Annotated in this window: 10 protein-coding genes and 1 other annotated feature; of the genes, 7 read left to right on the forward strand and 3 right to left on the reverse strand. The window is 60.5% G+C overall.

What is annotated here, in order from left to right; all coding sequences use genetic code 11:
* Positions 1-52: 52 nt before the first annotated feature.
* The 4 genes from carA (at position 53) to pyrE (ending at position 5965) form a co-directional block, all read left to right on the forward strand.
* Positions 53-1222, forward strand: a complete 1170-nt coding sequence (gene carA / locus FE781_RS00945; protein ID WP_138787746.1) for a glutamine-hydrolyzing carbamoyl-phosphate synthase small subunit — start codon at positions 53-55, stop codon at positions 1220-1222.
* Positions 1209-4436: a carbamoyl-phosphate synthase large subunit gene (carB, locus tag FE781_RS00950; RefSeq protein WP_138787747.1), complete on the forward strand. Its 3228-nt coding sequence runs from the start codon at positions 1209-1211 to the stop codon at positions 4434-4436. Before carA ends, carB begins: the two co-directional genes overlap by 14 nt.
* Before the next feature lie 95 nt (positions 4437-4531).
* Entirely contained in the window at positions 4532-5275 is a 744-nt protein-coding gene (gene pyrF / locus FE781_RS00955) for an orotidine-5'-phosphate decarboxylase (RefSeq protein WP_138787748.1), read from the forward strand.
* Between the two features lie 36 nt (positions 5276-5311).
* A complete protein-coding gene (pyrE, locus tag FE781_RS00960; protein ID WP_138787749.1) occupies positions 5312-5965 on the forward strand; it encodes an orotate phosphoribosyltransferase in 654 nt (217 codons plus the stop codon).
* A 154-nt stretch (positions 5966-6119) separates the two neighbouring features.
* Here pyrE and fumC read toward each other — a convergent pair whose 3' ends face one another.
* Positions 6120-7508, reverse strand: a complete 1389-nt coding sequence (gene fumC / locus FE781_RS00965) for a class II fumarate hydratase (RefSeq protein ID WP_138787750.1) — start codon at positions 7506-7508, stop codon at positions 6120-6122.
* A 575-nt stretch (positions 7509-8083) separates the two neighbouring features.
* Here fumC and FE781_RS00970 point away from each other — a divergent pair.
* Positions 8084-8587 (forward strand): CcdC family protein, encoded by a 504-nt coding sequence (locus FE781_RS00970; protein WP_138787751.1) that lies wholly within the window; start codon positions 8084-8086, stop codon positions 8585-8587.
* Positions 8588-8643: 56 nt separating this feature from the next.
* Here the strand turns inward: FE781_RS00970 and FE781_RS00975 are convergent, their stop codons facing one another.
* Positions 8644-11796, reverse strand: coding sequence for a transglycosylase domain-containing protein (locus tag FE781_RS00975; protein WP_138787752.1), 3153 nt, complete (start codon positions 11794-11796; stop codon positions 8644-8646).
* A 109-nt stretch (positions 11797-11905) separates the two neighbouring features.
* Positions 11906-12143, forward strand: a binding site (T-box leader).
* A 152-nt stretch (positions 12144-12295) separates the two neighbouring features.
* Between FE781_RS00975 and tyrS the strand changes: the two genes are divergently transcribed.
* Positions 12296-13561, forward strand: coding sequence for a tyrosine--tRNA ligase (gene tyrS, locus FE781_RS00980; protein WP_138787753.1), 1266 nt, complete (start codon positions 12296-12298; stop codon positions 13559-13561).
* Positions 13562-13611: 50 nt separating this feature from the next.
* Positions 13612-13929, forward strand: coding sequence for a cupin domain-containing protein (locus tag FE781_RS00985; RefSeq protein WP_138787754.1), 318 nt, complete (start codon positions 13612-13614; stop codon positions 13927-13929).
* Positions 13930-14082: 153 nt separating this feature from the next.
* Here the strand turns inward: FE781_RS00985 and rpsD are convergent, their stop codons facing one another.
* Positions 14083-14685, reverse strand: coding sequence for a 30S ribosomal protein S4 (gene rpsD, locus FE781_RS00990; RefSeq protein ID WP_138787755.1), 603 nt, complete (start codon positions 14683-14685; stop codon positions 14083-14085).
* Positions 14686-14973: the final 288 nt, after the last annotated feature.

The following is a 14973-nucleotide window of genomic DNA, read 5'->3' on the forward strand; positions in this document are numbered from 1 at the left end:
AACTTCATCACGCCAACTAACCAGACGATTCGAATTGAAGGAGATGACACGCATGCAGGCCATTCTGTTATTGGAAGACGGAACGGTATTCACCGGACGCGCGTTTGGCGCTCAGACGGATAGCGTGGGCGAAGTCGTGTTCAACACCGGCATCACCGGTTATCAGGAAGTATTGTCCGATCCCTCGTACTGCGGACAAATCGTCACGATGACCTACCCGCTGATCGGCAACTACGGCATTACCCGCGACGATTTCGAGTCGGTCCGCCCTTATATTCACGGTTTTGTCGTGCGGGAACAGGAAACCGTGCCGAGCAACTGGAGAGCGCAATATTCGCTCGACGAGCTGCTGAAGGAATACGGCATCCCGGGCATATACGGCATCGACACGCGTATGCTGACCCGCAAAATCCGTCACCACGGCGTGATGAAAGGCGTGCTCTCGACCAGCGGCAAATCCGTTGAAGAGCTGCGCCAACTGCTGGATTCGACGCCGCTGATGACGGATCAGGTATCGCGCGTCTCCACCCGCAGCGTCTTCTCCGCGCCCGGCGACAAGCATCGTGTCGTGCTGATGGATTTCGGCGCCAAGAGCGGCATCCTGCGCGATCTGACCAAACGCGGCTGCGACGTCGTCGTCGTGCCTCACGACACAACCGCCGACCAGATCCGCCGGCTGGCCCCGGACGGCATCCTGCTGTCCAACGGTCCGGGGGACCCGAAGGATGTGCCGCATGCGGTCCAGACGGTCCGGGAGCTGCTGGGCGAGTACCCGCTGTTCGGCATCTGCCTGGGGCATCAACTGTTCGCGCTCGCTTGCGGCGCCGACACGACGAAGCTGAAGTTCGGCCATCGCGGCGGCAACCATCCGGTCAAGGATCTGCGCACGAACCGCTGCTTCATTACATCGCAAAACCACGGCTATACGGTCCTGGAAGAATCGATCGCCGCGACGGAGCTTGAAGTTACGCATATCAATAACAACGACCGGACGATCGAAGGACTGCGCCATAAGAAATATCCGGCGTTCTCCGTGCAGTATCACCCCGAGGCTTCCCCGGGACCGTTCGATTCGAGCTACCTGTTCGACGAATTCATGGAGCTGATCGAGCGGACGAAGGAAGAGCGCAAGGGCCTGCCGCGCCAGGCGCAAATCGCCGGCGCTTACGCCGAATCCCGCCGGAATCAACCGAAAGGAGACCTGCAGTATGCCCAAAAATAAAGACCTCAAGAAAATTCTCGTGATCGGCTCCGGCCCGATCGTCATCGGACAAGCCGCGGAGTTCGACTATGCGGGTACGCAGGCATGCCAGGCGCTGAAGGAAGAAGGCTTCGAGGTCGTTCTGATCAACTCCAACCCGGCTACGATCATGACCGACACGAATATGGCGGACAAAGTGTATATCGAGCCGATCACGCTCGATTTCGTCTCGCAGATTATCCGCCAGGAGCGTCCGGACGGACTGCTTCCGACGCTCGGCGGACAGACGGGCCTCAATATGGCCGTGCAGTTGGCGAAGGCGGGCATTCTGGAGAAAGAAAACGTCAAGCTGCTGGGCACGCAGTTGTCGGCGATCGAACGCGCCGAAGACCGCGACATGTTCCGCGATCTGATGCGCGAGCTCGGCCAGCCGGTTCCGGAGAGCACCATCGTCACGACGGTGGAGGAAGCGATCGCCTTCGCGAACGAGATCGGCTATCCGATCATCGTGCGTCCGGCTTACACGCTGGGCGGCACCGGCGGCGGCATCTGCCACAACGAGGAGGAAGCGCTGGAGATCGTCGCTTCCGGCCTGCGCTACAGCCCGATCGGACAATGCCTGATCGAGAAGAGCATCGCGGGCATGAAAGAGATCGAATACGAAGTCATGCGCGACGCCAACGACAACTGCATCGTCGTCTGCAACATGGAAAATATCGACCCGGTCGGCGTCCATACCGGCGACAGCATCGTCGTCGCGCCGAGCCAGACGCTGTCCGACCGCGAATACCAAATGCTCCGGTCGGCTTCGCTCAAAATTATCCGCGCCCTGAACATCGAGGGCGGATGCAACGTGCAGTTTGCGCTCGATCCGCACAGCTATCAATATTACGTCATCGAAGTAAACCCGCGCGTCAGCCGTTCGTCGGCGCTTGCGTCCAAAGCGACGGGTTATCCGATCGCGAAAATGGCGGCGAAAATCGCCGTCGGTTATACGCTTGACGAAATCGTCAACCCGGTCACCGGTCAAACCTATGCTTGCTTCGAACCGACGCTGGACTACGTCGTCTCCAAAATCCCGCGCTGGCCGTTCGATAAATTCACGAGCGCCAACCGGAAGCTGGGCACGCAGATGAAAGCGACCGGCGAGGTTATGGCGATCGGCCGCACATTCGAGGAATCGATCCACAAAGCGGTTCGCTCGCTGGAGATCGGCGTGCACCGGCTGGCTCTGAAAGACGCCTCCGACCTCGCCGACGACGTGCTGGAGGCGCGGCTGGCCAAGCCGGACGACGAGCGCCTCTTCCTCGTCTGCGAGGCGTTCCGCCGCGGATGGGAGCTGCAGCGCGTCCAGGATTTGACCAAGATCGACTGGTGGTTCCTGCACAAGCTGCAAGGACTCGTCGAATTCGAAAGCGTGCTGCTGACGCCGGAGCTTGACCGGGAGCTGCTGCTCGAAGCGAAGCGCAAAGGGTTCACCGACCGGGCGATCGCCGAGCTGCGCCGCGAAGCGGGCGGCGGCCTGAATCTGACGACGGAAGCCGAAGTGCGCGCCGCACGTCTCGCGCACAACATCAAGCCGGTCTACAAAATGGTTGACACGTGCGCGGCCGAATTCGAGGCTTCCACGCCTTACTACTACTCGACGTACGAGACGGAGAACGAAGTGGTCGAGAGCGGCAAGCCCAAAGTGCTTGTGCTCGGCTCCGGTCCGATCCGGATCGGCCAAGGCATCGAATTCGACTATTCGACGGTGCATGCGGTATGGGCGATCCAAGCCGCCGGCTATGAAGCGGTGATCATCAACAACAACCCGGAGACGGTGTCGACGGACTTCAGCACCTCGGACCGGCTGTACTTCGAGCCGCTGTTCTTCGAAGACGTCATGAACGTCATCGAGCAGGAGAAGCCGGTCGGCGTCATCGTGCAGTTCGGCGGACAAACGGCGATCAATCTGGCCGCGCCGCTGGCGCGCGCGGGCGTGCGTATCCTCGGCTCCAGCCTGGAGAGCATCGACACCGCCGAAGACCGCAAGAAGTTCGAGGAGCTGCTGCGCTCGCTCAATATCGCCCAGCCTCCGGGCGGGACGGTTACGTCGGTCGATCAGGCGGTCAGCACGGCGTCTAAATTCGGCTATCCCGTGCTGGTGCGCCCGTCTTACGTCCTGGGCGGCCGCGCGATGGAGATCGTCTACTCCGACGAAGAGCTGCTCTCATACATGGAACACGCGGTGAAAATCAATCCGGAGCACCCGGTTCTGATCGACCGCTACATGCTGGGCGTCGAAGTGGAGGTCGACGCGATCTGCGACAAGGAGACGGTGCTCATTCCCGGCATCATGGAGCATGTCGAGCGCGCAGGCGTCCACTCCGGCGACTCGATCGCGGTTTATCCGCCGCAGACGATCTCCGAAGACGTGAAGCAGCAGGTGATCGACATCACGATCAAGATCGCCCGCGCGCTTGAGGTCGTCGGTCTCGTCAACATCCAGTTCGTCATCTACGAAGGCAAGGCTTACGTCATCGAGGTCAACCCGCGCTCCTCGCGGACGGTTCCGTTCCTGTCCAAAGTGACGAACGTGCCGATGGCCAACGTCGCGACCCGGGTCATCCTCGGCGAAAAGCTGGCGGACATGGGTTATCAAACGGGACTGTGGCCGGAAGACGAGTTCGTGTCGGTGAAAGTGCCGGTGTTCTCGTTCGCGAAGCTGCGCCGCGTCGAGCCGACGCTCGGACCGGAGATGAAGTCCACCGGCGAAGTGATGGGCCGCGATGTCAACTTCGCCAAAGCGCTGTACAAAGGACTGCTCGGAGCGGGCATGAAAATCCCGAACGCGGGCTCCGTCATCTGCACGGTGTCCGACAAGGACAAAGCGGAAGCGGTCGAGCTGATGCGTTTGTTCCACGAGCTGGGCTACAAGATTCTGGCGACGGGCGGCACGGCGAAGGCGCTGCAGGACGCGCGCATCCCCGTTACGGTCGTGAACAAATTAAGCGAAGGTTCGCCGAACATTCTCGACCTGATCCGCAGCGGCGAAGCCAACTTCGTCGTCAATACGCTCACTAAAGGCAAAACGCCGGAGCGCGACGGCTTCCGCATCCGCCGCGAGGCGGTCGAGAACGGCGTCGTCTGCTTGACGTCGCTGGATACGGTGCGCGCGATGCTGCGCATGCTCGAGACGCTGAACTTCTCGTCTCGCTCGATGCCGGTGTTCGCGAACACCGCGAAGCAATAAACCGAATCGGAAGGGCATGGGCCGCGGCCCGCTTCCGGCCTGCCGGCCGGAGCGGCCGCCATCATGCCCTTCGTTATGCGCACAGGAGGATAGACATGGCGATCACCAAGGAGCAAGCGGCTGGACGCATTATGGTCGCGCTCGATTATCCGAATTGGGCCGCGGCGGAGAAGCTGCTGAACGCGCTGGAGGGAATTCCGTGCTGGATGAAGGTGGGCATGGAGCTGATATACGCGGAAGGGCTGTCGATTATCGGCGATTTGCGCCGCCGCGGTTACCGCGTATTCGTCGATCTGAAGCTGCACGACATACCGAACACGGTGAGGGGCGGAATCGCAAGCCTGACGCGGCACGGCGCGAACATGCTGAACGTCCATGCCGCGGGAGGAAGGCGCATGCTGGAGGCCGCCCGTGAGGGGCTTGAGCAAGGGCTGCAGGGGAGCGGCTCGTCCGCGGAACGCCCGCTGCTTATCGCGGTAACTCAGCTTACGAGCACGAGCCGGGAGACGATGAACGGAGAGATCGGCATTCCGGGCACCGTCGAAGACACGGTCGTGCGCTACGCCCGGATGGCCGCCGAGTCGGGGCTGGACGGCGTCGTCAGCTCTCCGCTGGAAGTCCGGATCGTCAAGGAAGCGTGCGGCGACGGCTTTATTACCGTCACGCCGGGAATCCGTCCCGCCGGATCGGATATCGGCGATCAGAGCCGGATTATGACGCCGGGCCAAGCGATTGCGGCGGGCACCGATTACATGGTGATCGGAAGGGCGATCACGGCCGCCGCCGATCCGCGCGCCTCGATGGAGGCGATTCTCGACGAGCTTGTGGCGCATGCGTAACGACGCATTTCCAACCCATACCAAGGAGGACATCCGATGAATTCGAACGTATCCGCTCTCGCTGCCCAAGTGGCGCAATCGCTGCTCGACATCGAAGCCGTCGTGCTTCGCCCGAACGAGCCCTTCACTTGGACGTCCGGCATGAAATCGCCCATTTATTGCGACAACCGGCTGACGCTGTCGTATCCGGCGATCCGCAATCAGATTGCGGAGGGCTTCGCTTCCATCATCCGCGAGAAATACCCGGAAGCCGAAGTGCTGGCCGGCATCGCGACGGGCGGAATCGCCCATGCGGCGTTCGCGGCCGAGAAGCTGGGGCTGCCGATGATCTACGTGCGCGACAAAGCGAAAGGGCACGGCAAGCAAAACATGATCGAAGGCGTGCTGAAGCCGGGGCAGAAGGTCGTCATGATCGAAGATCTGATCTCGACGGGCGGCAGCTCCCTGAAGGCGGCGTTGGCGGTCAGGGAAGCCGGAGCCGAGGTGCTGGCGACGCTTGCGATTTTCACGTACGAGTTCGAGCAGTCGGTCCGGGCTTTCGCGGAGGCGGGGATTCCGCTGCATACCGTCACCAATTACACGAAACTGACGGAAGCGGCGCTCGAATCGGGCCGCATCGGCGAAGAAGAGATGGCGCTGCTGAAAGCATGGCGCAGCGATCCCGCTGCTTACGGCGCCCGATTCGCGTAAGCGGATCGAACAAGAAACGGCGTGGTTGCCGTCCGGTTGACGGACGGCAACCACGCCGTTTTGTTGTCCGTTGCCCCAAGAAAGTCCCGCTGCGATCCGAGGGAGAAGCTGCCGCCGCGCTGCTGCTTCTGTCCCCGGCAGCAGCCTTCCAATGTTACTCCTTCGGGTGAATCATCTGCTCCGGCCGGACGATCTCGTCGAACTGCTCTCCGGTCAGCAGTCCGCTGGCCAAGGCGGCCTCGCGCAGCGTCAATCCTTCCGCATGGGCTTTTTTGGCGATGGCCGCGGCATTCTCGTAGCCGATATACGGGTTGAGCGCGGTGACGAGCATCAACGAACGCTCCAGATGGCGGCTGATGACTTCGCGGTTCGGTTCGATGCCGACCGCGCAGCGTTCGTTAAACGAATGTATCGCATCCGCCAGCAGGCGGGCGGATTGCAGGAAATTGTAAGCGATGACCGGCTTGAACACGTTTAATTCGAAGTTGCCCTGGCTCGCGGCGAAGCCGATGGCGGCGTCATTGCCCATCACCTGGCAGGCGACCATCGTCATCGCTTCGGATTGGGTCGGATTCACCTTGCCGGGCATGATCGAGCTTCCCGGTTCATTGGCGGGGATCGTAATCTCACCGATGCCGCTGCGCGGGCCGCTGGCCAACCAGCGCACGTCGTTGGCGATTTTCATCAGGTCGGCGGCCAGCGCCTTCAGCGCTCCGTGCACGAATACCAGCTCGTCGTGACTTGTCAACGCGTGAAATTTGTTGGCGGCGCTTCTGAACGTTTTGCCGGTCCATTTGCTGATTTCTTCGGCGACCATCTCACCGAAGCGGGGGTGCGCGTTAATGCCGGTGCCGACCGCTGTTCCTCCGATTGCCAGCTCCCTCAGCGTTTCCGCAGAATCGCGGATCATTTGCTCCGATTTTTCCAGCATGCGGTGCCAGCCGCTGATTTCCTGCCCCAGCGTAAGCGGAGTGGCGTCCTGCAGATGCGTTCGGCCGATTTTAATCAGATCCATGTACTCGCGGCTTTTGTCCGCCAGCGTGTTCTTCAGCGCCTCCAGGGAGGGCAGCACCCGGTCCTCGACCGCAATCAGCGCGGCGATGTGCATCGCCGTCGGAAACGTGTCGTTGGAGCTCTGCGACCGGTTTACGTCATCGTTCGGATGCACCGTCTTGTCGATTCCCCGTTCCGCAAGCAGTTGATTGGCACGGCGGGCGATCACTTCGTTGACGTTCATGTTCGACTGCGTGCCGCTTCCCGTCTGCCAGACCACGAGGGGGAAATGCTCGTCCCAGCGGCCCGCGACGATCTCGTCGGCGGCATCGGCGATAGCGGACGCTTTGTCCGGATCGAGCTTCCCGAGCCGTTCGTTGACGATCGCCGCGCTTTTTTTCAGAATCGCCAAAGGGTAGATCAGTTCCAGCGGCATACGTTCCGTGCCGATGCGGAAATTTTCCAGGCTCCGCTGCGTTTGCGCCCCCCACAGTTTGTCGGCGGGGACGCGGACGGGGCCCAGCGTATCTTTTTCGATCCGGTAATCCATCAAGGGCTCCTCCTTCACATCTGTTCGTATCCATCCATAAGAAATATAAAACAATATTTTATATCGGTATAGCCGGGAATTCGGCGGCCGCGTCGAATTTAGCGATACAAACATCGGGGAAAAGCGGGTTTGCCCCGTTTTTCCGCCGATTTCTCGTCGATCCCTCTCGCCGCAGGGATGTGTACAGGCAGGGTCAAACGAGACGCGTCTGCAGATCGGGCGCGATTCAGGGCGTCGTTCGCACGGCCAAATGCAAATATACACTCTGGTGCTGCACTAAGTGGGGTTAATCGCCGATTCGGCTGCCTTGCGGGTTGATCTTGGCGTGTATTTTTGCATTCCGCAGGCCAAAAATGACAGTCGAGCGGACGCAATCGCCTCGGCGTAACACCCTCCTTGCGCGTGGTGTTTTTACAAGATTATCGTTCCTCTCCGTCCATAGGCGTATACGGCTTGAAAAGGGATCGTCCCGGGAGGCGGAGCGGCTGCCGAAGCCGCTTGCGGCCGCCGGAAATTTGCAGTACCATCGAATAAGCAGAGGAAACAAGGGCAGACGGAAAAGGGAGAGATGACCCATGACGCATCCGGCGCTATGGTCGCAGCTCGGGGCGGTCGTATTCTCGGGAGTGATGGGCTCTGCGCTGATCGTGTTGCGGCTGCGGGCGGCGAAAAAGCCGACTTCGCTGCGAAAAATCGTAATCCCCCCGTTAGGCATGTCAACCGGGTTTTTGATGTTCGCCTTTCCGCCTATGCGCATTCCGTGGTTGTGGGGGACGGCGGCCTTTGCCATCGGGCTTCTGATCTTTGCGTTCCCGCTGATCGTGACGACCCGGATGGAGCGGCGGGAAGAGGAGATTTATATCAAGCGCTCCAAAGCGTTTGTTTTTATTCTGGCGATCCTGTTCGCGGTCCGTTTCGCCCTGCGCGGCGCGGTGGAGCCGTATTTGACGGTGCCCCAGACGGGCGCGCTGTTTTATTTGCTCGCGTTCGGCATGATTTTGCCCTGGCGGCTGGCGATGCTCGGGGAATACCTGGCGCTGAAAAGAAACGCGGAGGCGACGGAGCGGACATCGGGCTGATCCGCTCTGAAACCAAAACGGCTCCCGATCCCTGCAGGGGATGGGAGCCGTTTTGGTTATTCGTTGTCCGGAGCCTCGTACCGGACGCTTTTGGACGGAGCGGATTCGCCCGCCGCATTCACGGCGGTTACCCTGTACCAGCCGTCGTAGACCAGAGCGTAATAGGCGAACCGGTTTAATTTAGCCGTTCCGATCTTGCGGTACGTGCCGTTTTGCTCCTCGCTGTAGTAGATCTCGTACCGCTCAACCGATTGCTCCGCCGGGTTTTTCTTCCATTCGAGTTCGATTCCCGCGCCCGAAGCTTTAACCGCCAGGTTCTCCGGCGCGGAAGGCTTGGATGCGGGCGGATGCTCTCCGGACCCGTTCTCTCCCGGCAACGGAAGGGGGCTGCCCGGATTGCCCGAGCCGTTGCCGCCGTTTTGTTCCGGTCCCGCCGGAGCCGTTCCAGCGCGGCCGTCCGTATAGACGGGAGTGCCGGGGGGCGATTCGTTGCCGGCAACATCCACGGCGGTCACATAATAACCGAACGTTCCGCCGCCGGGCAGCGTATCGGTATAGGTCAACTCGGCTTCCCCCGCGTAGATGACGGCGCCGGCGACACGGACAAACCGGTTGTCGCCTGCCGACCGGTAAATGCGGTACCCCACGACATCCGGCGACGGGGAAGCGGTCAGCGTCAGGACGGCGTGATTGCCGTTTGCTGCGACCGTAAAAGCCGGCGCGACGGGCGGTTTCCCGTCGTCGGCGCGGGGATCGGTTTCGCTTGGCGGATCGCCGTTGTAGTCGACCGGGATATAATGTTCGATCGGCTTGCGGTCTTTGGCCGGAAGCTGCTGCAGCGCCTCCTCGATATTTTTCAGGATGTCGCGGAGCGGGGCCGGCCGCCGGATGATCGTCTTCTCCCGGACGAATTCGGACGGCGTTCCGTCCTGCGGCAGATACTCCTTGCCGTTCACCATCACATATTTGACCGTAACCAGCGCGTCGTCTTCTTCCTTCGGCATATGCTTGACGTTGAACACGTCGGTCGTCAGCAAGCCGGCCGCGCGTATTTTTTCGCTGGGAAGCTTGCCGGATACCGAAGAGACGGTCGCCGTCGTGATGCCTTCGGGCGTCTCGAACTTGGTTCGCTTGAACCAGTCGGGATGCAGCTCGTAGGCGGCATCCATCACTTTCGCCCAGATTTGCTTCGCCCTGAGCGTTCCGCAGCCGACAGGCTCTTTGGGGCACCCGGTGGCCCGCGTGGACAGCTTGTATTTGGGCTGTTCGTAGCCCGCCCACACCCCGACCGTTATGTCGGGCGAGTAGCCGACGAACCACGCATCGGCGTCGTCCTGGGTCGAGCCCGTTTTGCCGGCGACTTCGACCTTCTTGAAGTTTTTGAACAGCCGCTGCAGATCGGCCGCCGTGCTTCCCGGATCGGTGATCACCGTGCGCAGCATGCTCGTCATCAGATAAGCGGTCTGCTTGGAAAAGACCGTGGAAGGCGCCGGCTTGTGCTGATAGATGACCTTGCCCTGGGAATCGACGATCTTTTCGATCATATACGCGTCGTTGAAGACGCCGTCGTTCCCGAATGCCGCATACGCGTTCGTCATCTCCTCAACGGTCGTGCCGAACTGCAATCCGCCGATGACGCCCGTCTGGGCGTGCGCGTCCGATTCCGTAAGCGTGGTGATGCCGAGCTTGCGCGCGTAATCCCAAGCGGTCTCGATGCCGACGACGTCCAGGAACAGCTTCAGCGCCGGAATATTATACGACTTGTTGAGCGCGGTCCGCGCCGTAACCAGACCGTTGTACTTGGAGTTCCAGTTCTGCGGAATATGGAACTTCTTGACGCCGTCCTTCAGCACGATCGGCGCGTCGTCGATAACGCTGGCGGGTTGAAGCTTGCCCATCTCGATCGCCGGCGCGTAAGCGGCAATCGGCTTCATCGAGGAGCCGGGCTGCCGCTTCATCTGCGTCGCCAGGTTCATCTGCTCGATGAAGAAGCTGCGCCCTTCCATCATGCCGAGGATCGCGCCCGTCTTGTTGTCGATGACGACCGACGCGATCTGCTCCGGCCCCGATTCCTTGCCGTCCGGCGCGAACAACGCCGGATTTTCGGCGATGGCGCGCATCGACTCGTACATCGTCTTGTCGATCGTCGTATGAATGTGGTATCCGCCGCGCAAGAGCTCGTTCAGAACGTCCTTCGACGCCGCCGCGTATTCCGGCGTGCCGGGCTTCAGCTTCGGATGGCGCTCCTTCATCAGCACCTCGACGGCGACGCGTTCCGTCTCAAGCATCAGATACGGATACGTGTCGTACCCCTTGCGGCTCGGCGGGGCCAGGGACGCTTTCACGTCGAAGGCGAGAGCGGCCTCGTATTCGGCCGAAGTCAGCACGCCTTCTTCCAGCATGCGCTTGAGCACGAGCCGCTGCCGGTCCATCGCCCGCTTGAAGCCGGCTTCGTCGAATGCGCCTTTGCCTGTATAGGCGGAGTAGCTGCTCGGCGACTGCGGCAGTCCCGCCAGGTAAGCAGCCTGGGCGGCATTCAGCTCGTTCAGGTTGTCGATGCCGAAAATGCCTTTGGCCGCGGCTTTGATCCCGAACACGTTGTATCCGTTGGAGCCGTTGCCGAACGGAATTTTGTTCAGGTATGCCAGGAAAATCTGGTCCTTGGACATTAGCCGTTCAAGCCGGAGCGAGAGGAATATTTCCTTCGCCTTGCGCTCCCGGGTCTGCTCCAGCGACAGGAAGACGTTCCGCGCCAACTGCTGCGTGATCGTACTGCCGCCGGTCTGAACCGGAGCGTTCGTCGCCTGCTGGATGACGGCCCGCATCAGCCCCTTGAAGTCGACGCCCGGATGTTCGTAGAACCGGTTGTCTTCGACAGCGAGAAACGCGTTTTTCACCAGCTCCGGAATCTCGCTCAGCTCCGCCATCCGCCGGTCCTCCTCCGTCCGGAGCTGGCCGACGGGCTCGCCGCCGCGGAAATAGACGAAGCCCGTGATGGCGTTTTGTTCAACCTTCGCTTTGATTTCCTCCCGGCTTCGGACGGGTTCGTCCTTGACCAGCGTGGCGACGTATCCCGCCGCCGCGCCGCCGGCGAAGAAGCCGCAGACCAGAATCGCCGCGACGGTCCACTTCAGGACGCCTAACGCAATCCAGCCGGTTTTTTTGTAGAATGCCGCCTTTTTGTAAAACGGAATATTGGATTTCGACATAGAAACCTCCTTAGCCCAAACATCCACATTATAGCATAAGTCGCATGAACGGGTCACGAGCAGAGGAGAGACCGGCGTTGACACCGTGTCCGGGCTGTGATATAAAAAAGGAAATGCATCGATGGAGCCTCAGTAGCGCGCCGGATGCACGTCTCAGAGAGCCGGCGGCGGTGCGAGCCGGTACGGACTTGCGCGCGAATTACAGCTTCGGAGCAGGACGATGCGGACGTTGTCCGCACAGGTCCCGGGTTTGCGCCCGTTATCAGCGCGAGGTGAATGCGCCGCTTCCGCGAGAGTGCCGCGCATTAACGAGGGTGGTACCGCGAGAATGCCTTCTCGTCCCTTGGGGACGGGAAGGCTTTTTGTCGTATTCGAAAAAGCCGCAGCCGGCGCGCCGAATAGCCCGGACCGCAGAGGAAGCCGTGCTGGCACGGGCTCGCTCCGTCTCGCATGTGGGCTTTCGTGATGCTTATCATTTTTGCCGAAAGGGGTCATTCGCATGTCGGAATCAACCGCATGGAAGCAGTTAACGGACGAACAGCGCCGCGAAGTCGAGCGGCAGCTTGACATTTTGCGCCGGGGAACCGCGGAGATCGTGCCGGAGGACGGCCTGCGCGAGAAGCTGGCGGCTTCGGTCCGGGACGGGCGGCCGCTCCGGGTCAAGCTCGGGCTGGACCCGTCCGCTCCCGACATTCATATCGGCCATACGGTCGTTCTGCACAAGCTGCGCCAGTTCCAGGAGCTCGGACATCAGATTCAACTGCTGATCGGCGACTTTACCGGCCGGATCGGCGATCCGACCGGCAAGTCGGAGACGCGCAAGCCGCTGACCGAGGAGGACGTCAAACGCAACGCGGCGACGTACAAGCAGCAGATTTTCAAAATTCTCGATCCCGAATCGACGCAGGTTCACTTCAACGCCGATTGGCTGAGCCCGCTGACGTTCGCCGACGTGCTGCAATTGTCCGCCAAAGTGACGGTGGCGCGCATGCTGGAGCGCGACGATTTCACGAAGCGGTTCACGAACAACCAGCCGATCAGCCTCGTGGAGTTTTTCTACCCGCTCATGCAGGGATATGACTCCGTCGCGCTGGAAAGCGACGTGGAGCTCGGCGGAACCGACCAGAAGTTCAATCTGCTGATGGGGCGGACGCTGCAGCAGGCTTACGGCCAAAGTCCGCAGGTCACCATCATGATGCCGCTGCTGGAGGGACTGGACGGCGTCAATAAAATGAGCAAAAGCCTCGGCAACTACATCGGCATCGACGAAGAACCGAACCAGATTTACGGCAAGGCGATGTCCGTCCCGGACGAGCTGATGCTCAAGTATTTCGAACTGGCGACATCCGTCAGCAACGAAGAGCTCGCGGAGATTCGGACAGGGTTGTCCGACGGCACGATTCATCCGCGCGACCTGAAGATGCGGCTTGCCCGCACGTTCGTCGAAATGTTCCACGGCCCGGACGCGGCGGCGGAAGCGGAACGGCATTTTGTGACCGTCTTCCAGAAGCGCGAAATTCCGGACGAGATCGATGTGGTGGAGCTGCCGGCGGAGGCGCTGGAGAACGGAAAAATCCGCCTGACGAAGCTGCTGGTCGAGCTGGGCTTGCAGTCGTCAAACGGGGAAGCCCGCCGCAGCGTGCAGCAGGGCGCCGTGAAAATCAACGGGGAGAAGCAGGATGATCCGCTTGCCGAACTGGAACCCCGGGACGGGGACATCGTTCAGGTGGGCAAACGCAAGTTCGCCAGAATCAAGCGGAGCTAAGTCCGCTTGCGGCATGGTTTCGTACCGAATCGAAAGGGAGGAGCTTCAACATGTCCAACATCGGCGTATGGGAGCCGGCCGAACCGGGCGTCCGCCGCAAAATTTTGACGGTCGGCGAGTCGATCATGAACATGGTGGTCGAGTTCGAAGCGGGGGCGGAAGGGTACGAGCATTCCCATCCTCACGAGCAGTTGACGTATGTGCTGTCCGGTTCGTTCGAATTCCGCATCGGCGGAGAGAAGCGGATCGTCTTGGCGGGAGAGAGCATCTACATTCCGTCCGGCGTGCGGCACGGCGTAACGGCGCTTGAAGCCGGCGCTCTGCACGACGCCTTTACTCCCGTACGCGAGGACCTGGTCAAGCGCTGACTGACGCTTGCGCCCGGGTCGAAGGGCCGTCCGGACGTTCGCCGGCACGGCCCTTACCCATAAGAAGCGGGCTTGTTTGCCGCTCGCCCGGAACAACAAAAAAACCGCCCCGGATAGAGGCGGTTTTTTTGTTGTCGAGTCGACGGCCGGGGATTAACGGCTGTAGAACTCGACGATTTGTTTTTCGTCGATTTGGTCGGTAAGCTCCGAACGCTCCGGAAGACGGACGTATTTGCCTTCGAGAGTCGTGTCGTTGAATTCCAGATAGTTCGGGATGTGATGACGGCCGGCCAGCGCTTCCTTGATCACCGACAGGTTGCGGCTGCGCTCGCGGAGACCGATCACGTCGCCCGGCTGCACCGTGTAGGACGGGATGTCCACTTTGCGGCCGTTAACCGTTACGTGACCGTGAGCGACCAGTTGGCGGGCTCCCGCACGGGAGTTTGCCAGGCCGAGACGGTACACGAGATTGTCCAGACGGCTTTCAAGCAGGAACATGAAGTTTTCGCCGACGATACCTTTCAGTTTGCTTGCGCGCTCGAACAGGTTGCGGAATTGCTTTTCGCTCAGGCCGTACATATGGCGCAGTTTTTGTTTTTCTTGCAATTGCGCGCCGTAGCCGCTGATTTTTCTGCGGTTGTTGTTGCCGTGTTGTCCCGGAGGGAACGGACGTTTGCTCAGTTCTTTGCCGGTGCCGCTCAGGGAGATGCCCAGACGGCGGCTCAGTTTCCATTTCGGACCCGTATAACGTGCCATGTCAGTCTTGCTCCTTTTTTACTGGTTCAAATTTTACTGGTTCAAATGTCGTTATCGGGCATCGCGCCCATTATATATATGAAATGTGCCTACTTTTGTCACAGCGCGAACCGCGCCCGGCAGGCAATATTCAGCCGCGTCCTGCCGACGACAAAGGTAGCGAGGGTTGACACACACCACCATATTGTAGAAGAAACGCGCCGCCAAGTCAAGAAAAATCCGGGAACGCCAATTATTCTGTATCCACAGAACCAAGCAATAGTGCTTTGCTCCCAAAAATTATAGTAT

This window comes from Paenibacillus thermoaerophilus (assembly GCF_005938195.1).
GTDB classification, from domain to species: Bacteria; Bacillota; Bacilli; order Paenibacillales; family Reconciliibacillaceae; genus Paenibacillus_W; species Paenibacillus_W thermoaerophilus.